General features: G+C 64.3%; 14 protein-coding genes. 7 read left to right on the forward strand and 7 right to left on the reverse strand.

Annotated features, from left to right (window positions below; translation table 11 throughout):
* Nucleotides 1-30: 30 nt before the first annotated feature.
* The 5 genes from LB526_RS28850 to LB526_RS28870 all read right to left on the reverse strand — a co-directional run bounded on the left by LB526_RS28850 (nt 31) and on the right by LB526_RS28870 (nt 5,221).
* Entirely contained in the window at nt 31-759 is a 729-nt protein-coding gene (locus LB526_RS28850) for an SDR family oxidoreductase (RefSeq protein WP_224630577.1), read from the reverse strand.
* 24 nt (nt 760-783) lie between these two features.
* Nucleotides 784-2,037: a sugar ABC transporter permease gene (locus LB526_RS28855; RefSeq protein WP_224630578.1), complete on the reverse strand. Its 1,254-nt coding sequence runs from the start codon at nt 2,035-2,037 to the stop codon at nt 784-786.
* Nucleotides 2,034-2,870 (reverse strand): ATP-binding cassette domain-containing protein, encoded by an 837-nt coding sequence (locus tag LB526_RS28860; RefSeq protein WP_224630579.1) that lies wholly within the window; start codon nt 2,868-2,870, stop codon nt 2,034-2,036. The genes LB526_RS28855 and LB526_RS28860 overlap by 4 nt, the downstream gene beginning before the upstream one ends.
* Nucleotides 2,871-2,939: 69 nt before the next feature.
* Nucleotides 2,940-4,022, reverse strand: a complete 1,083-nt coding sequence (locus LB526_RS28865; RefSeq protein WP_224630580.1) for a sugar ABC transporter substrate-binding protein — start codon at nt 4,020-4,022, stop codon at nt 2,940-2,942.
* A 314-nt stretch (nt 4,023-4,336) separates the two neighbouring features.
* A complete protein-coding gene (locus LB526_RS28870; protein WP_224630581.1) occupies nt 4,337-5,221 on the reverse strand; it encodes an AraC family transcriptional regulator in 885 nt (294 codons plus the stop codon).
* Between the two features lie 249 nt (nt 5,222-5,470).
* Between LB526_RS28870 and LB526_RS28875 the strand changes: the two genes are divergently transcribed.
* On the forward strand, nt 5,471-6,634 hold the full coding sequence (locus LB526_RS28875; protein ID WP_224630582.1) for a glycoside hydrolase family 25 protein: 1,164 nt from the start codon (nt 5,471-5,473) through the stop codon (nt 6,632-6,634).
* Between the two features lie 39 nt (nt 6,635-6,673).
* Here LB526_RS28875 and LB526_RS28880 read toward each other — a convergent pair whose 3' ends face one another.
* The gene (locus tag LB526_RS28880) at nt 6,674-7,516 is read right to left on the reverse strand and encodes an AraC family transcriptional regulator (protein WP_263482280.1); all 843 of its coding nucleotides are present in this window, start codon (nt 7,514-7,516) and stop codon (nt 6,674-6,676) included.
* 246 nt (nt 7,517-7,762) lie between these two features.
* On the opposite strand from LB526_RS28880, the gene LB526_RS28885 reads away from it, so the two are divergent.
* The 6 genes from LB526_RS28885 (at nt 7,763) to LB526_RS28910 (ending at nt 16,761) form a co-directional block, all read left to right on the forward strand.
* Nucleotides 7,763-9,229: an alpha-glucosidase/alpha-galactosidase gene (locus LB526_RS28885; protein ID WP_224630583.1), complete on the forward strand. Its 1,467-nt coding sequence runs from the start codon at nt 7,763-7,765 to the stop codon at nt 9,227-9,229.
* Between the two features lie 105 nt (nt 9,230-9,334).
* The gene (locus tag LB526_RS28890; protein ID WP_224630584.1) at nt 9,335-11,416 is read left to right on the forward strand and encodes an ABC transporter substrate-binding protein; all 2,082 of its coding nucleotides are present in this window, start codon (nt 9,335-9,337) and stop codon (nt 11,414-11,416) included.
* 111 nt (nt 11,417-11,527) lie between these two features.
* Nucleotides 11,528-12,535, forward strand: coding sequence for an ABC transporter permease (locus tag LB526_RS28895; protein WP_224601313.1), 1,008 nt, complete (start codon nt 11,528-11,530; stop codon nt 12,533-12,535).
* Nucleotides 12,536-13,690: an ABC transporter permease gene (locus tag LB526_RS28900; RefSeq protein ID WP_095770162.1), complete on the forward strand. Its 1,155-nt coding sequence runs from the start codon at nt 12,536-12,538 to the stop codon at nt 13,688-13,690.
* Nucleotides 13,691-13,699: 9 nt separating this feature from the next.
* Nucleotides 13,700-15,370 (forward strand): ABC transporter ATP-binding protein, encoded by a 1,671-nt coding sequence (locus tag LB526_RS28905; protein ID WP_224630585.1) that lies wholly within the window; start codon nt 13,700-13,702, stop codon nt 15,368-15,370.
* 20 nt (nt 15,371-15,390) lie between these two features.
* Complete coding sequence (locus tag LB526_RS28910) at nt 15,391-16,761, forward strand: alpha-glucosidase/alpha-galactosidase (RefSeq protein ID WP_224630586.1); 1,371 nt, start codon at nt 15,391-15,393, stop codon at nt 16,759-16,761.
* Nucleotides 16,762-16,770: 9 nt separating this feature from the next.
* Here LB526_RS28910 and purD read toward each other — a convergent pair whose 3' ends face one another.
* On the reverse strand, nt 16,771-18,051 hold the full coding sequence (gene purD / locus LB526_RS28915; RefSeq protein WP_224630587.1) for a phosphoribosylamine--glycine ligase: 1,281 nt from the start codon (nt 18,049-18,051) through the stop codon (nt 16,771-16,773).
* Between the last annotated feature and the right edge of the window lie 463 nt (nt 18,052-18,514).

Here is an 18,514-nt window from a genome sequence, read left to right on the forward strand (position 1 = left end):
CTCCCCTACTCCCCTACTCCCCTACTCCCCTTACAAATCATTGCTCTGCGGCAGGATCACCAGATCCCGAATGGTGATGTTTCTCGGTCGCGTCAGCATGAACAGGACGGCGTCGGCGACCTCGGTGGGCTGCATCAGGCCACCGGCCGCCAGCTCGTCTTCGAGCTTCTGCTTCGGCCAATCGCTGATCAGCGCGGTCACCACCGGCCCCGGCGCCACCGCGCCGACGCGCAGGCCGTGCTTGGCGACCTGCCGGCGCAGCGTATGGACGAAGGCCTGGATGGCGTGCTTGGAGGCCGTGTAGACCGGTTCCCAGACGACAGGGACGAGGCCCGCGATAGAGCTGGTGACGATGATGTCGCCGGTCTTGCGTTCGACCATATGCGGCAGCACTGCGTGCACCGAGCGGAACACCGAGTTGATGTTGAGGTTCAGCATGCGGTCCCAGGCATCCGGATCGCCGTTGAGGATCTCGCCGCCCACATAGGAGCCGGCATTGGCGTGGAAGATGTCGAGCTGGCCGGCCTTTTCGAGGATGCCGGGCATCATGGTCGCCAGGCTTGCCGGGTTGGTGAGGTCGACCACCAGCGGGATCGCGCCGTCGCCGAGCTCGGCGACCACCTCCTTCAGCCTGTCCTCCGCGCGGTCGACCAGCACGACGCGGGCGCCGGCGGCGAGCATCGCCCTGGCGCATTCGAGACCGATGCCCGACGCCGCGCCGGTGACCGCGGCGACTTTTCCCGAAAGATCTTGAGCCATGTGTACCCTTCTCGTTTGAACTGTTCAGGCGCGGCCGTGCGAAGCACGGGAGCGGCGCGCGAGGGAGTCGACGATCACGGCGATGGCCAGAACGGCACCGGTGATCATGTAGCGAAGCGACGAGGATAGATCGAGCAGCGTCAGCCCGCTGGCGATCGACTGGATGACGATGATGCCGAGCAGCGCGGAATAGGCGCTGCCGCGGCCGCCGAACAGGCTGGTGCCGCCGATGACCGCGGCCGCGATCGCGTTCAGGTTGACGTCGCCGGTGCCGGCCTGCTGGCTGGCGGAAGCGAGCCGCGCAGCCGCCAGCACGCCGCCCAGCGCGGCAAAGAGCGAGCAGAGCGCGAAAGCGCTGAGATAGATGGCGCGCACCTTGATGCCGGCGCGCCGTGCTGCCTCGCGGTTGCCGCCGACGGCGGTCATCGAGCGCCCCCATTTGGTCCGGGTGAGCGCATAGTTCATCGCCACGACGAGACCGACGAACAGGCCGAACATCCACGGGATGCCACGTGACTGGTTGAGATAGGCGACGATCAGCTCGAGGCCGACGGTAATGACGGCGACGCGCACGATGAGCCCGGTCACGGACGGTGCGGACAGGTTGGCCGCCCGGCGGCGCGCGAAGGTGCGAAGCCCGGAGATCAGCAGCGCCAAGCCCGGGATCGCTGCCAGCGTGTACGATACCCATTTCGGCATCACCATCAGCTGGCCGAAATCCACCAAAGCGGAGCCGTATGGCAGGTTGATCGAGCCGGTGGAGCCGAGAATGTAGAGCTGCATGCCCAGCACCGCGAGCAAGCCGGCCAGCGTCGAAACGAAGCTCGGCATGCCCAGACGGTTGAACAGCAGGGCATAGAGCGAGCCGATCAGGGCGCCGAAGGCCAACGCCGCGAGAATGGCGAGCGCGACCGGCCAGCCCTGGTTGACCCAGAGCGTGCCGACCATCGCCGAGGCGAAGCCGCTGATCGAGCCGACGGAGAGATCGATTTCGCCGACCATCAGCACGCAGACGATGCCGAGCGCGATGACTCCGACCGTCGAGCAGTCGAACAGGAGGTTGACCAGATTGCTGCTGGAAACGAAGACCGGGTTGAGGCTGGTGAACACGGTCCAGATGACCACAAGGCCGACGATGACCGGCAGCGAACCGAGATCGCCGCTGCGCACGCGGTCGAGGAAGGCGCGGAGCGCGCCGCCGAAGCCGGCTTCATGCTTCACTCGCGCATCGGCGCGGTCGAGCGCCATTGGGGCGGAGGTGCTTTTCTCTGCCGTCATGGGCGCTGCTCCCCCGCCTGTGCGCTGCCGCTGCGATCACGCTCCGCCCGCAGGCGCTCGACCCGGCGCGACACCGCGTTGTTGGACGCGCCGGTGATGGCGCTCACCAGATCCTGGTTCGAGGCGTCGGGCTCGAAGACGCCGTTGTTGCGCCCCAGCCGCAGCACCACGATGCGGTCGGCGACGGCGCGGACATCCTCCATGTTGTGGCTGATCATCACGACGCCGAGGCCGCGCGCGCGGACGCGGTCGATGAGGTTGAGCACTTCAGCCGTCTGGGCGACGCCAAGCGCCGCGGTCGGCTCGTCGAGCAGGATGAGTTTCGGCTCGAGCAGCAGCGAGCGCGCTATGGCGACCGTCTGGCGCTGGCCGCCGGACAGCGAGGCGACCGCCTCGCGCACGCTCGGGATGCGCGCCGACAATTCGTTGAGCAGCGTCCAGGCGCGCATCTCCATCGCCACCTCGTCCAGCCGCAGCGGGCTGAGCTCGTTGCCTAAAAAAATGTTGGCGACCACATCGAGGTTTTCGCAGAGCGCCAGGTCCTGGAACACTGTGGCGATGCCGAGCGTCAGCGCCGCGCGCGGATCGGGCAGCGTGACCGGCTTGCCGCGGAAATTGATCGTTCCCGCGCTCGGCTGATGCACGCCTGCGAGAATCTTGACCAGCGTCGACTTGCCGGCGCCGTTGTCGCCGACCAGCGCGACGACCTCGCCGGCATGGACATCGAAATCGATATCGGTCAGCGCCGAAACGGCGCCGAAATTCTTCGATATGCCGCGCAGGCTGAGCACCAGCTCGCCGACGGAAGCCGACCTTTCGGGACTTTCACTCATGCGCCGCCTTTCTTGACTGTCGTTCATTGGACATCCGGCCGCCAAGGAGCGGCCGGATGCCCATATGGATCACTTCGTAATGCCGAGCTTCTTGCAGCCCTCGGCATAGCGATCGACGCAGAGTTCGGCCGCCGTGTTGATCTTCTTGTCGATGATCTCGGCCTTGAGGTTCTCCTGCGTCACCACCGCCGGCGTGAACAGCTGCGAGGGCGTGTCGTAGAGCGTCATCTCTGCCTTCGGCTTCTCGCCCGACAACAGCTTGACGGCCACGTTGGCCGCGGCCGCCGCAACGATCTCGCTCGGCTTGGAGATGGTGTTGTACTGGTCGCCGGCGATGATCAGCTGCAGCGCAGCGATGGTCGCATCATTACCCGTCACCGGCGGAACCGGATCGACGCCTGCTGCCTTGAAAGCGGCGACCGCGCCGCCGCCGGTGCCGTCATTGGCAGCGACGACGCCGAGGATCTTGGTGCCGAAGCGGGTGATCTGGCCGCTCGCCCATTGCTGCGCCTTCGGCGGCGCCCATTCCGGCGTGTCGAACTCGGCCAGGATCGGATAGCCGCTGTTGTCGAGGCCTTCGTGGATGCCCTTCTTGATCAGGCCGGCGGCAGCATCGGTCGGCGAGCCGTTGATCTGCAGCAGGCCGCCGCCGGCCGGGTCGACCTTCAGAGCCTTGAGGTGCTCGACCAGCGAGTCGGCGATGGCCTTGCCGATGCCTTCATTGTTGAAGGAGACGTAGAAATCGGCGGGCGCCGTCGGGATGGGCCGGTCATAGGCGATCACCTTGACGCCCTGGCTCTGGGCGAGCTTCACCAGCGAGGCGGCGGCGGTCGAATCGACCGGGTCGAGGACGATCGCCTTGGCGCCCTGCGAGATCGCCGAATTGAACTGCTGCTGCTGACGGGCCGCATCGGCGTCGGCGTTCTGATAGATCACCTTGCACCCCGGGCAGAGCTTCTTCATCTCGGCGACGAAGCCGGGATAGTCGTGCTGCTCGTAGCGGGTCGACGCCTGATCGGGCATCAGGAAGGCAACCGTAGCATCGGTTACCGTGTCGGCGAAGGCCGCGGTGCTGCCGAGCAGCGAGACCGCGAAAACGGCCGCGATCGTCGATTTAAAGGCAAACGGCGATTTCCAAGCATGTCTGGTCATTCGAATGTCTCCGTTTCGAGAAATGGTTTCACGAGGACCTGCGCGGTGGACGACGCGCCAGGCCTTGACTGCATGTCGAACTGTTGGGAGGAGTATTGTCAGCGGCCGAGGATCGATCCGATCCCGGTAAACTCTACAAGCATCCTCCTGAACGTGCTGGATTCGAAACAAACGATCTCCAGCACAGGGTGCTCCGCACCCCGCGTCCTTCCCTGAATCTTTTGTTGTTTGACCAATTGCGGACGGAGGCTACGGCAAGCTCGCCGCGTTCAACCGCTTCGCAATTGCTCTAGGCTCCTCCCGCTTCCTCCCTGTTAGGCGGCTATCTCCGCGTTGATATTCTCAGCCAACAAGGCCCTGAAGCGCGAAGGCGACATGCCTTTCTGCGCCAGGAACTGACGGTTGAAATTCGAGATGTTGTTGTAGCCGGCGGCGTAGCAGATTTCGGTGATCGACATCTGGTCCTCGCTCATCAGCAGCTGACAGGCAAGGTTGATGCGCAGGCGGTTGACATACTGCACCAATGCCATTCCGGTGTGGCGGCGGAAGCTGCGCGAGAACGCGCTCGGGCTGCGCCCGGCGATCTCGGCAAGCGTCCCTTCGCTGAAAGGCTCGGTCAGGTGGCAGTTGATGTAAGCGAGCGCTTGGTTGATGCCGGCCGACATGAAGCCCGAGGGGTCGGGCAGATAGCCCGCGCTGGCCAGCGTGCGGACGTCGCCGGCGCGGCTCAATATATCGAGCACGGCCATGAACAGCGACAGGCGGCGCACGCCCTGCGCCTCGGTCAGTTCCGCCAGCAGGGGCGCCACGAGCTCAGCCGTCGCCGGCGAGAACAGCGCGCCGCGGCGGCTGGTTTCGAGGATGCCGGCGCAGGCGGCAAGTTCGGGCAAGGCGGCGGAGGCGCCGGCGATGAATTCTTCCGAGAACTGGACCACACGGCCGCGCAGCGGCACGGTTTCGCCCGGCGGCACGTCGCTGACCCAGTTGTGCGGCAAATTGGGCCCGGTGAGCACCAGATTGCCCGGCTCGAACTCGCCGATGAAGTCGCCGACGAAATAGCGGCCGGTGGTGGCGACGACCAGATGCAGCTCGTATTCGGGGTGGAAGTGCCAGCGCACGGTGCGGAAAGGATAGCCGTGGGCCCAGGCCTTGAACGACTCTCCCTGTCTGATCTGGACGACTTCCAGGTCCGGATTCATCTTCATTTCCTCCCCGCGCGGGTCCGGTCTTGGGACCGGTTGCTGCGCTTCGTCAGGCAGGCCTGTGTATTCCCACTGGCCGCCGTGATTGAAGCTTAGGCGGCAATTGAAACGCCTGCCACCACGGCTTGTCCACCCGACCGATACTTTTTTGACGTTTCGGAGCAGGTCGAAGCAGCCGATGTTTTGAAAGCACTTCCTTAACCATAGCGGTCCAGGATCGTTCTCTGGTCAGTGGGGACACCCTGATTGAAAAAGCCGGCGCGCCCTCTTCGCCGCCTGGCGCTTCTCGCGGCGGCGATTGCGCTGGGCACGGCGGCAAAGGCCTCGGATTTCTCCGAGCCGTGGAAGAATGTCGACCGTCCGCTGGTCATCGACGCCTACGAATACAATTCGATCGACTGGCAGCAGCTCGTCACCGACAAGCGTGTCGCCGGCTTCATCAACAAGGCGTCCGACGGGCTGCCGCCGCCCTATTTCTGCTTCGGCGCCGAAGCCGACGTCAAACTCTGCAAGGCGCAGTGGAAGCGCTATGCGGTGACGCGCGAATTGTTCCAGACGCGCAAGGTGGTGGCCAAGGCGCTCGGCCTGAAATGGGGCGCCTATCACCTGGCGCGGCCTGGCAACCCGGTCGAGCAGGCCAATAATTTCATCGATTTCGCCGAGCCGGCGCCCGACGAGCTGATGGCCCTCGACATCGAAGGCATCGATGCAACGCAATGGATGTCGCTGGAGGACGCGGAAGAATTCGTGCGCCAGGTGCATCGCCGCCTCGGCCGCTTTCCGGTGCTCTATGTCAACGGCAAGACCGCCCAGTATATCGCCGACAACCGCTACCAATACCGGCTCCTGTCGCGGCTGCCGCTCTGGTATGCGCGCTACAAGCCGGATATCGACGTGCATTTCCCGATGGGCAACTGGCAGGGCTATGCGCTCTGGCAATTCTCCGCGCACACCAATTGCGGCCGCTTCCGTTGCCCCTACCGCGTGCCTGGCACGCCCAACGACATCGACGTCAGCGTCGCGCCGATGAGCGCCGACGAATTGCGCCGGCAATGGGCTTTTGGCGGCCTGCTCGACGTGCCGGCCGACTACCTCGCCTCGATCCCGGTGCCGCTCTCGCGCGAAGCGGCGCTCGCCGGCAAGGTGACGATCACCTATGCCGACGTGGCGGCGCCGCCGACCTTCGAGGAGATGGTGGCTGTGCTCGGTGCGCGCTGGGCGACATTCCGCGACGGATTCCGCATGCCGGTGGTAAAGACGGTGCCGCGGCGCGCCGGCTTCGGCATCGCGCAATATGTCGCCTGGAAACGCTCCGGACAGCGCACGCCCGAGCAGATCGAGGCGGCCTTCGCCGCTGCCGCCGATCCGGTCAGCACCGCCTCAACGGCGCTCGACAGCGCCAAGCGCTGACTTCTTCCAAGAGCCGACTTCTTCCAGGAGCCGAGGACATCAACGATGGCTGCCCAGGCTGGCATACATGCCGGTGGTGCGAAACTGCGTCGGATTGATGCCGTAACAGCGGCGAAAGACCTTGGAGAAGTAGTTCGCGTCCTCGAAGCCGCACAGCACCGCGACTTCCTTGACCGGCAGGAAATCGGCCTTGGTCAGGAGTTTCGCCGCGCGTTGCAGGCGCTGCTGCAGCACGAATTCGGCCGGCGGCAATCCTTCGCTCTCGGCGAAGCAGCGCGAGAAATGGGCGCGGCTCAAGCCACTGATCTGAACCAGCTCCGCCACCGGCAGCGGCTTGTCGAGATTGGCGTTGATGTGGTCGATGACCGGTTGCATGGCGCTTTGCTTCTCGGCGAAGGCGTGCGAGCCGAAGACGTCATCATAAAGCGCCATTGCCGCCTCGTAGGCGATCGCCGAGGCCGCGCCTGGCGAAGCGGCGCCCTTGATCAGCCGCAGGCTGCAATCGGCAAGGTGATCGATGGTGGCCGGCTGCAGCCGCAACACCGGGCCCGAGACGCTGAGAATGGACTTGTGGATGCGCAGCGCCTCCTCGCCGTTCATCGAGATCCAGAAATATTCCCAGCGGTCGCCCTTGGCCAACCAGTAGCGATGATTGTGCGGCACCAGAACCAGCAGCGTGTCGTTCGCCTGCAGGCGGTAATTGCGGCTCTCGTAGCGCAATTGGCCGGTGCCGCTGATCGTATGCTGGAGCACGGTGAATGGGGTTTGGCCGCGCTTCCTGCCGTCCCAGTCATATGCCTCGTCCTCGCGCAGTTCATAGCCCGTGCTGGTCGGCATGGCGTGCAGGCGCTGGCGGCCGCGCGGCAGCGAGATCGTCCGCATCAGCTTTCCGTTGGCGATCAGGTCCCGCAGCACAAAATTACCCTCGAAAGCATAATCCTTCTCTGGCCCCGTCGGCGAATAAGCGCATAATCCGGCCCTCAAGAACGCGAAAGACCCGCGGTCGAGGAGCGGGCGGGAGGAGAAAGAGCCGGATTTCCGGCTTTGGATGGCATGCGCGCTGTTGCGCGCGGCCATGTTCTCTCCTTTGCTCCTTGCCTAGCATTCGATTGGATCGAGGTGAAGGTGATGAGTTTCAAAATCGCTATTATCGGCGCCGGCAGCGTCGGCTTCACCAAGAAGCTGTTCACCGACATTTTATGCGTGCCGGAGTTCGAGGATATCGAATTCGCGCTGACTGATGTCAGCGAGCACAATCTGGCGATGATCAAGGCGATCCTCGACAGGATCGTCGAGGCGAACAAGCTGCCGACCAAGGTGACGGCGACCACCAACCGCCGCGAGGCGCTGGAGGGCGCGCGCTATATCATCAGCTGCGTGCGCGTCGGCGGGCTCGAAGCCTATGCCGACGACATCCGCATCCCGCTGAAATACGGCATCGACCAGTGCGTCGGCGACACGATCTGCGCCGGCGGCATCCTCTACGGCCAGCGCAACATTCCGGTGATCCTCGACTTCTGCAAGGATATAAGGGAGGTCGCCGCCACCGGCGCTAAGTTCCTGAACTACGCCAACCCGATGGCGATGAACACCTGGGCCGCGATCGAATACGGCAAGGTCGACACGGTCGGCCTCTGCCACGGCGTTCAGCATGGCGCCGAGCAGATTGCCCAGGTGCTCGGCGCAAAGTCGCCCAAGGAGCTCGACTATGTCTGCTCCGGCATCAATCACCAGACCTGGTTCATCGAGCTCAAGCTGAACGGCCGGCCGATCGGCAAGGACGAATTGATCTCCGCCTTCGAGGCGCATCCGGTCTATTCGAAGCAGGAAAAGCTGCGCATCGACGTGCTGAAGCGTTTTGGGGTCTATTCGACCGAAAGCAACGGCCACCTGTCGGAATATCTGCCCTGGTATCGCAAGCGTCCCGACGAGATCGCGCGCTGGATCGACATGTCGGACTGGATCCATGGCGAGACGGGCGGCTACCTGCGCTACTCGACCGAAACCCGCAACTGGTTCGAGACGGAATATCCGCAATTTCTCGAAGCGGCCTCGAAGCCGATCGACTCGGCAAAACGCTCGAACGAACACGCCAGCCACATCCTCGAGGCGCTTGAGACCAATCGCGTCTATCGCGGCCATTTCAACGTCAAGAACAACGGCGTGATCACCAACCTGCCGCAGGATGCCATCATCGAATCGCCCGGCTTCGTCGACCGGTTCGGCATCAACATGGCGGCCGGCATCACCTTGCCGGAAGCCTGCGCGGCCACCTGCATGGCTTCGATCAACGTCCAGCGCATGTCGGTGCATGCCGCCATCGCCGGCGACATCGACCTGTTGAAGCTCGCCGTGCTGCACGATCCGCTGGTCGGAGCCGTGTCGACGCCGGAAGAGGTCTGGCAGATGGTGGACGAGATGGTCGTCGCGCAGGCTCAATGGCTGCCGCAATATGCGCATGCCGTTCCGGCGGCAAAGGAGCGGCTTTCGAAATCCAAGGTCAAGACGCGTGAATGGGCAGGCGCGGCGCGGCGCAGCGTGCGCTCGATCGAGGAATTGCGCGCCGAGAAGGCGGCGCTGAAACAGGCCGGCTGAGACTGGGACAAGCAGCCGGACCTGCAGGAGGCAGGTCCCGTCGGAATGAGCCGTCCCGAACAAGAGGCGGGCAACAGCAGACATCCAAACATCTGGGAGGAGACTATGAGGAACCTGCATAGAATTGGTATCGCCGCCGGGCTGATGCTGAGCGTTTCAGTCCATGCACTCAACGCTTTCGCGTCCGAACCGACCGTGCCGCCGCAGCCGGCGACATTCCCGGCCGAAGGTAAGATCCACTATGTGGCGCGCGACTCCATCCTGGAGTTCAAGGCGCTGCCCGAATATCACGAGCCGGACTGGGTAACGGAGAAATACGTCAAGACCGGCAAGTTGCCGCCGGTCAAGGACAGACTGCCCAAGGAGCCGCTGGTCTTCAAGACCGGCAACATGCCCGACGGCATCGGCGTCTATGGCGACACGATGCGCCACGTCATCGGCGGCAGGCCGGAAGGCTGGAACTACGGCGCCGGCCAGACGCAAGGCTGGGGCGGCATCGATATCGGCTTGTCCGAATGCCTGACGCGCACGGCGCCGCTGTTCCAGGTCGAGGCCAAGGACACCGAGCCGCTTCCGAACCTTGCCAAGAGCTGGGACTGGTCGAGTGACGGCCACAAGCTCACCATGCATCTGATCGAAGGCGCTAAATGGTCGGACGGCGCGCCCTTCAACGCCGACGACGTCATGTTCTACTGGGATGACGAGGTCGTCGATCCCAATGTCTCGCCGCTGAACGGCGCCACGCCCGAAACCTTCGGCGTCGGCACGACGCTGAAGAAGGTCGACGACTACACCGTCGAGTGGACCTTCAAGGAGGCGTTCCCGCGGCAATATCTCTATGCGATGGCCTACGGCACCTTCTGTCCGGGCCCTTCGCATATCCTGAAGCCGCAGCATCCGAAATATTCGAAGAACACCTACGACCAGTTCAAGAACGCCTTCCCGCCGGATTATATGAACATGCCGGTGATGGGCGCCTGGGTGCCGGTCGAATACCGGCCGGACGATATCATCGTCTTGCGGCGCAACCCCTACTATTGGAAGGTCGACGAAAAGGGCCACCAGCTGCCCTATCTCAACGAGCTGCAATACAAGCTGTCGACCTGGGCCGACCGCGACGTCCAGGCGGTGGCGGGCTCCGGCGACTTCTCGAACCTTGAGCAGCCCGAGAATTTCGTCGCCTCGCTGAAGCGCGCGGCCGACCCGAACGCGCCGGCCCGGCTTGCCTTCGGCCCGCGCCTCATCGGCTACAATCTGCGCATGAATTTCTCCGCCAATGGCTGGGGCAACCCGGACGAACGCGGCCAGGCGCTGCGCGAATTGAACCGCAACGAGGACTTCCGCAAGGCGGTGACCATGGCGCTCGACCGCAAGGCGCTGGGCGACTCGCTGGTCAAGGGTCCGTTTACCGCCATCTATCCGGGCGGCTTCTCGTCGGGCACCAGCTTCTATGACCGCAAGTCGACCGTCTACTATCCGTTCGATCTCAAAGGCGCCAAGGCCGAGCTTGCCAAGGCCGGGCTGAAGGACACTGATGGCGACGGCATCGTGAACTTCCCGGCCGGCACCGCCGGCGGCAAGAATGTCGAGATCGTGATGCTGGTCAACAACGACTACACCACCGACAAGAGCCTCGCCGAAGGCGTGGTCGCGCAGATGGAAAAGCTCGGGCTGAGGGTCGTGCTCAACGGGGTCAACGGAACGCAGCGCGACGCTATCCAATATTCCGGCCGTTTCGATTGGCTGATCCGGCGCAACGAGACCGAGCTGACCTCGGTGGTGCAGAACACCGAGCAACTTGCTCCTGTCGGCCCGAAGACCAGCTGGAATCACCGCGCGCCGGAAAGCGGCGAAGTCGACCTGATGCCCTTCGAGAAGGACCTCGTGGACATCGTCAACAAGTTCGTAACGACGCAGGACAACGACCAGCGTGCCGACCTGATGCGAAAGTTCCAGAAGATATCGACCGAGCATGTCTACAATGTCGGGCTGACCGAGTATCCGGGCGCGCTCATCATCAACAAGCGCTTCTCGAACATTCCGCAAGGCACGCCGATCTACATGTTCAACTGGGCCGAGGATTCGATCGTCCGCGAACGTGTCTTCGTCGCCGCCGACAAGCAGGCGAAGCACGAACTGTATCCGGAGGAGCTTCCCGGCAAACCGGGTGACAAGGGTCCGATGTAAGGTTTACCTCCCCTGACGAAAAGACGTCCGGCCGCGCCGCGGCGCGGCCGGACAACGAAACCTCCGAACGCACCTCAGGGAGCGACCGGCCAGAAAGGAAGCTGACCGCCCATGCTGCGATTCCTGCTTATGCGCATAGCGTCGGCGCTTCCCGTCCTCGCCATCTTGAGCCTCGTCACCTTCGCCATCATCCAGGCGCCGCCCGGCGACTATGCGGATTACATCCGCTCGCAGCTGATCAACCAGGGTGGCGCTTCCTACGCCGAGGCTGAAGCACAAGCCCAGGCCTACCGCGTCGAGCATGGCCTCGATAAGCCGCTGCCCATCCAGTATCTCAACTGGATCGGCGGCATCGTCACCCGCGGCGATTTCGGCTACAGCCTCTACTACAACAAGCCCGTGGCCGATGTGGTGGGCGAGCGCCTGCCGCGCACCTTGCTTCTGGCGCTGGTCTGCCATCTGCTCGCCTCGGTGCTCGGCATCACCTTCGGCATATGGGCGGCAACGCGTCAGTACAGCTGGATCGATTCGACACTTTCGGCGATCTCGTTCCTCGGCATGACGGTGCCGCGCTTCCTGATGGCGCTGATCATCGTCTACCTCTTGGTCTTCCAGTTCAACGTCTCCGAGATCGGCTCGTTCTTCTCGCCGCAATATGGCGGCGCGCCCTGGTCGTGGGCGAAGTTCGTCGACCTGGTCAAACACGTCTGGCCGGTTGTGGCGATCGCGACCTTCGGCGGCCTCGCCTACAATATGCGCGTCATGCGCGGCAATCTGCTCGACACGCTCAACGCGCAATATGTCGAGACGGCCAAGGCCAAAGGCCTTACCGGCGGCGCCGTGGTGATGCGGCACGCCGTGCCCAACGCGCTGCATCCGCTGGTGATGTATCAGGGCGTGGTGCTGCCCTATATGCTCACCGGCGAGATCGAGACGGCAATCATCTTCGCGCTGCCCACTGTCGGCCCGGCGATCGTCGGCTCGATGGCGGTCGGCGACGTCTATGTCACGGCGACCTTCATGATGGTGCTGTCGGCGACGCTGATCGTCGGCAACATCATCGCCGACATGCTGCTGGTCCTGCTCGACCCGCGCATCCGCCAGTTCGGGGAGCGCTAAATGCTGGCCCGCGATCCCTCACCCCTGCCCCCATCCCTTACGCCCTTGCCGGCCGAAAGCGTCCCGGTGGCCGAAGCCGCGCATGGCAATGAGAGCTACATCGCGCTTGTCTGGCGCCGGCTGAAGCGTTCGTGGACCGGCATGGCCGGGCTTTGCCTGGTCGCGCTCTTGCTTGTCATGGCGGTGTTCGCCGAATTCCTGGCGCCGATGGACCCCAAGGCGACCGACGTCGCCTTCGCGCCGCCGCAACTGCCCGCCTTCCATGACAAGGACGGCAATTTCGTCGCGCGGCCGCGGGTCTACGCGCTGGCCGATTCGGCCGATCTCGATCCGGTCACCTTCCAGCCGATCGTCGGCCCCGACTACGACCACCCAAGGCTGCTCGGCTTCTTCGTCGAAGGCGCGCCCTACAAGCTTCTCGGCCTCATTCCGGCGAACCGGCATTTCTTCGCCTCGATGGACGGCCAGCCGGTGCATTTCCTCGGCACCGACAAGTTCGGCCGCGATGTGCTGTCGCGCGCCATCCACGGCTCGCGCGTGTCGCTGATGATCGCGCTGACGGTGGTCTTCATCATCACGGTCATCGGCACCAGCGTCGGCATGATCTCCGGCTATTTCGGCGGCAAGTTCGATGTCTGGATGCAGCGCTTCGTCGAGCTTGTGCTCGCCTTCCCGCAATTGCCGCTTTATCTGGCGCTGACGACGCTGATCCCGGTCACCGCGCCGACCAATGTCTTCCTCGCCTTCGTCATCATCGTCATGTCGGCGCTGGGCTGGGCGCAGATGTCGCGCGAGGTGCGCGGCAAGACGCTGGCGCTGGCGCGGATCGACTATGTGCGCGCCGCCATGGCGGTCGGGGCCACCGATCGGCGCATCATCATGCAGCACATCTTCCCCAATGTGATGAGCCATGTGATCGTCGCCGTGACGCTGGCGATCCCGACGGTGGTGCTGCTCGAATCCTTCCTCGGCTTCCTCGGCTTCGCGGTGAAGCCGCCGCTGATCTCCTGGGGCCTGATGCTGCAGGACACGGCGACCTATTCGGTCATCGGCACCTATCCGTGGATCCTGTCGCCGGTCGGCTTCGTGCTGATCACCGTCTTTGCCTTCAACGCGCTGGGCGACGGCCTGCGCGATGCCGTCGATCCTTATTGAGGTGGCCGGATGACGACGATCGCGATCGCAGACTCCCTCGCGCCGGCCGTCCGGTTCGACCATGGCGGACGCCACGACCAACCCGTCATCGACGCCCGCAACATCGAGGTCGCGTTCAAGGTCGAGCACGGCACCGTCGAGGCGGTCAAGGACGTCTCCTTCCAGATCTATCGCGGCGAGACGATTGCGATCGTCGGCGAGTCCGGCTCCGGCAAGTCGGTGACGGCGCGCACCGTCATGGGGCTGTTGTCCAGGCGGGCAACCGTCTCGCCGCGATCGAGCGTCGAATATCTCGGGCAGAACATCCTGAAATTCCCTGAGAGCGCCCGGCGCAAGCTGCGCGGCAACCGTATCTCGATGATCTTCCAGGAGCCGATGAGCTCGCTCAATCCGATCTACACGGTCGGCAGCCAGATCGTCGAGGCGATCCGAGTGCATCGCAAGGTGGGCCGCAGGCAAGCCTGGGCGCGCGCGCTCGAGCTTCTACGGCATGTCCAGATCCCCGAGCCGGAGGCGCGGCTGAAGCAATATCCGCATCAGCTGTCGGGCGGTCAGCGGCAGCGGGTGATGATCGCCATGGCCTTGGCCAACGAGCCCGACGTGCTGATCGCCGACGAGCCGACCACCGCGCTCGACGTCACGGTGCAGGCGCAAATCCTGAACCTGATCCGCAACCTGCAGAAGGAACTGCGGATGGCGGTGATCCTGATCACCCACGATCTCACCGTGGTGCGCAAGTTCTCCGACTACGTCTATGTCATGCAGCATGGCGAAATGCGCGAGCACAACGTCACCGAGCGGCTGTTCGCCGACCCGCGGCACCCTTACACGCAGCGGCTGCTCGCCTCGGAGCCGCGCGGCCGCCCGCAGCCACTGCCGGAGAGCAGCGGCACCATCCTCGAGGCGAACGGCGTGCGCGTCTGCTTCATGCTGCGCCACGGCTCCTTCCTCAAGCCGGACTGGCGCGAGTTGGTCGCGGTCGATGATCTTGACCTGAAGCTTTGCCGTCACGAGACGCTGGGGCTGGTCGGCGAATCCGGCTCCGGCAAGACCAGCTTCGGCCAGGCGCTGATCAGGCTGGCCGACGCCAAGCGCGGCGAGATCCGCTTCGACGGCCAGCCGATCGAGAAGCTGTCGCGCACCGAGATGCGGCCGCTGCGCTCGCGCATGCAGGTCGTCTTCCAGGATCCGTTCTCCTCGCTCAACCCGCGCATGACGATCGGCCAGATCATCGAGGAAGGCCTGGTCGTCAACAGGCTGGGCGCGACGCGGCGCGAGCGGAACGAGCGGGTGCGCGAGGCGCTGGTCAGCGCCGGCATGCCCGGCAACATCCTGTCGCGCTTCCCGCACGAGTTCTCCGGCGGCCAGCGACAGCGCATCGCGATCGCGCGCGCCATCGCGCTGGAGCCCGAATTCATCCTGCTCGACGAGCCGACCTCGGCGCTCGACCTTTCGGTGCAGGCGCAGATCATCGACCTGTTGCGCAAGCTGCAGGACGAGCGCGGCCTGAGCTATCTGTTCATCTCGCACGACCTCAAGGTGGTGCGGGCGCTCTGCCATCGCGTCATCGTCATGCAGCACGGCAAGATCGTCGAGCAGGGACCCGTCGACGAGGTCCTTTCCAATCCCAAGACCGCCTACACCGAACGGCTCGTCAGGGCCGCTTTCGACGTGGCTTAGAAGTGCCGGAGGTTTTTACAGTGGCAAGAAATCCCAGGATCACATTCATCGGCGCAGGCTCGACGGTGTTCATGAAGAACATCGTCGGCGACGTGCTGCAGCGGCCGGCGCTGTCGGGCGCCACCATCGCGCTGATGGACATCAACCCGCAGCGGTTGGAAGAAAGCGCTGTCGTCGTCAACAAGCTGATCGCGACGCTCGGCGTCAAGGCGAAGGCCGAGACCTATTCCGACCAGCGCAAGGCGCTTTCCGGCGCCGACTTCGTCGTCGTCGCCTTCCAGATCGGCGGCTACGAGCCTTGCACCGTCACCGACTTCGAGGTGCCGAAGAAATACGGCCTGCGCCAGACCATCGCCGACACGCTCGGCGTCGGCGGCATCATGCGGGGCCTCAGGACCGTGCCGCATCTATGGAAGATCTGCGAGGACATGCTCGCGGTCTGCCCCGAGGCGATCATGCTACAATATGTCAACCCGATGGCGATCAACACCTGGGCGATCGCCGAGAAATATCCCACGATCAAGCAGGTCGGGCTCTGCCACTCGGTGCAGGGCACGGCGATGGAACTGGCGCACGATCTCGACCTTCCCTATGAGGAGATCCGCTACCGCTCGGCCGGCATCAACCACATGGCCTTTTATCTCAAGTTCGAGCATCGCCAGCCGGACGGCACCTACCGCGACCTCTATCCCGACCTCGTGCGCGCCTATCGCGAGGGTCGTGCGCCAAAACCCGGCTGGAACCCGCGCTGCCCGAACAAGGTGCGCTACGAGATGCTGACCAGGCTCGGCTATTTCGTCACCGAAAGCTCGGAGCATTTCGCCGAATACACGCCCTATTTCATCAAGGACGGCCGACCCGACCTGATCGAGAGATACGGCATTCCGCTCGACGAATATCCGAAACGCTGCATCGAGCAGATCGAGCGCTGGACGGGCCAGGCGGAAGCCTACCGCTCGGCCGACCGGATCGAGGTCGAGCAGTCCAGGGAGTACGCTTCCTCGATCATGAATTCGGTGTGGACCGGCGAGCCGTCGGTGATCTACGGCAATGTGCGCAACAATGGCTGCATCACCTCGCTGCCTTTCGACTGCGCGGCGGAAGTGCCGTGCCTGGTCGATGCCTCCGGCATCCAGCCGACCTACATCGGCGATCTGCCGCCGCAGCTGACGGCGCTGATCCGCACCAACATCAATGTGCAGGAGCTGACGGTGCGGGCGCTGATGAGCGAGAACCGCGAGCACATCTACCACGCGGCGATGATGGACCCGCACACCGCGGCCGAGCTCGACCTCGATCAGATCTGGTCACTGGTCGACGATCTGCTTGCCGCGCATGGCGACTGGCTGCCGGCTTGGGCGCGAGGCCGGCGCAAGAGCGCGGCCGCCTGAATTCCGGAATTACGCCCCGGCTTTCTCGCGCTCGACGGCGCGCCAGCCGATGTCGTGGCGGTAAAAGCCTTGCGGCCAGTCGATCTGGTCGATCGCCGCATACGCCTTTGCCTGCGCCTCGCCGACGGTCTTGCCGAGCGCGGTGACGTTGAGCACACGCCCGCCATTGGCGACCAGCGCACCGCCATTGATGGCGGTGCCGGCATGGAAGACCTGGACGCCCTCGCCTTCCGCCTTGTCGAGGCCGCGGATGACGGAGCCCTTTTCCGGCGCGCCGGGATAACCCCTGGCCGCCATCACCACGGTCAGCGCCGTCTCGTCGCTCCAGCGGACCGACATATGCGCGAGCTGGCCGTCGACCGCGGCGTTGAGCAGGACGAGCAAATCGTCCTTCAGCCGCATCATCAGCACCTGGCATTCGGGATCGCCGAAACGGGTGTTGTATTCGATCAGCTTGGGGCCCTGGTCGGTGATCATCAGGCCGGCAAAGAGGATGCCGGCGAAAGGCGCGCCGAGATTGGCCATGCCGCGCATGGTCGGCTCTATGATCTCGCGCATGGTGCGCTCGGTCATTTCCGGCGTCATCACCGGCGCCGGCGAATAGGCGCCCATGCCGCCGGTGTTCGGCCCGGTATCGCCGTCGCCGACGCGCTTGTGGTCCTGCGCGGTGCCGAAGGGGAGCGCCGTGGCGCCGTCGCACAGGCAGAAGAAGCTTGCCTCCTCGCCGGTCAGATATTCCTCGACCACGACCTCGGCGCCGGCCGCCCCGAAGGCGCCGTCGAAACAGGCTTCAAGCGCGGCGTTCGCTTCGTCCAGCGTCATAGCGATGGTGACGCCCTTGCCTGCGGCGAGCCCGTCGGCCTTGATGACGATCGGCGCGCCGGTCTGCTCGACATAGGCCTTTGCCGAGGCAAGGTCGCTAAAGCGGCCATAGGCGGCGGTCGGGATGTTGAACCTCGCGCAAAGATCCTTGGTGAAGCCCTTCGAACCTTCGAGCCTCGCAGCCGCCTTGGAGGGGCCGAAGACGCGGATGCCCCAGGAGCGCAGATCGTCGGCGATGCCGGCCACCAGCGGACCTTCCGGGCCGACGACGACCAAATCGATCTTCTTTTCCTGGCAGAAGGCGGCGACGGTGGAATGGTCGGCGACGTGGAGCTTGACCTGTTCGGCGATGCGGCCGATGCCCGGATTGCCGGGCGAGGCGTAGAGCTTCGTCAACAGCGGCGAGGCGGACATCTTCCAGGCCAGCGCATGTTCGCGGCCACCCGAACCGAGAAGAAGAACGTTCATGGCCACCTCTTGCTGATCGTCTCCCTGAACCCGCTATTGGTCCGCGGGCGACGGGTCAAGGCGTCTTGGCATTTTGGCGGCAATTGCGCACGAGAACAGGGGCCTCATCAAGGCCAATGAGACAAGTCCCGCCACCGGCCAGTCCCCGGTACAGGGATTTGGGAGGTTGCCGTTTATCGGCGAGCAAGATGTTGGCCGTTCATTTCCGTGAAATCGGCGCAAGCGTTGGTGATTGGCTGAAGTTTCATCAACGTCGTCATCCTAGGGCGAAGCAGGAGCGCAGCTCCGTCGCGGAGACCCTAGGATCCATGCCGTGACATTGATCGAGGGCCGCGACGGAGCAGAATTCTGCACCCCTGCAACGCCTCAGCATCACGGCATGGATCCTCGGGTCTGCGCGCGTCGCTACGCTCCTTGCTCCGCCCGTGGATGACGAGGGCGGGCCGGTTCGGCCAATCTCCAA

Origin of the sequence: Mesorhizobium sp. CA6 (genome assembly GCF_020165035.1) — a bacterium.
Lineage (GTDB): Bacteria > Pseudomonadota > Alphaproteobacteria > Rhizobiales > Rhizobiaceae > Mesorhizobium.

Bases quoted from the DNA above. Each gene is read 5' to 3' on its own strand.
- LB526_RS28905 (WP_224630585.1), top strand. From the start codon at position 13,700: ATGACGACGATCGCGATCGCAGACTCCCTCGCGCCGGCCGTCCGGTTC.
- LB526_RS28890 (WP_224630584.1), top strand. From the start codon at position 9,335: ATGAGGAACCTGCATAGAATTGGTATCGCCGCCGGGCTGATGCTGAGC.
- LB526_RS28885 (WP_224630583.1), top strand. From the start codon at position 7,763: ATGAGTTTCAAAATCGCTATTATCGGCGCCGGCAGCGTCGGCTTCACC.
- LB526_RS28865 (WP_224630580.1), bottom strand. From the start codon at position 4,022: ATGACCAGACATGCTTGGAAATCGCCGTTTGCCTTTAAATCGACGATC.
- LB526_RS28895 (WP_224601313.1), top strand. From the start codon at position 11,528: ATGCTGCGATTCCTGCTTATGCGCATAGCGTCGGCGCTTCCCGTCCTC.
- LB526_RS28900 (WP_095770162.1), top strand. From the start codon at position 12,536: ATGCTGGCCCGCGATCCCTCACCCCTGCCCCCATCCCTTACGCCCTTG.
- LB526_RS28870 (WP_224630581.1), bottom strand. From the start codon at position 5,221: ATGAATCCGGACCTGGAAGTCGTCCAGATCAGACAGGGAGAGTCGTTC.
- LB526_RS28880 (WP_263482280.1), bottom strand. From the start codon at position 7,516: ATGCGGACGATCTCGCTGCCGCGCGGCCGCCAGCGCCTGCACGCCATG.
- LB526_RS28850 (WP_224630577.1), bottom strand. From the start codon at position 759: ATGGCTCAAGATCTTTCGGGAAAAGTCGCCGCGGTCACCGGCGCGGCG.
- purD (WP_224630587.1), bottom strand. From the start codon at position 18,051: ATGAACGTTCTTCTTCTCGGTTCGGGTGGCCGCGAACATGCGCTGGCC.
- LB526_RS28860 (WP_224630579.1), bottom strand. From the start codon at position 2,870: ATGAGTGAAAGTCCCGAAAGGTCGGCTTCCGTCGGCGAGCTGGTGCTC.
- LB526_RS28855 (WP_224630578.1), bottom strand. From the start codon at position 2,037: ATGACGGCAGAGAAAAGCACCTCCGCCCCAATGGCGCTCGACCGCGCC.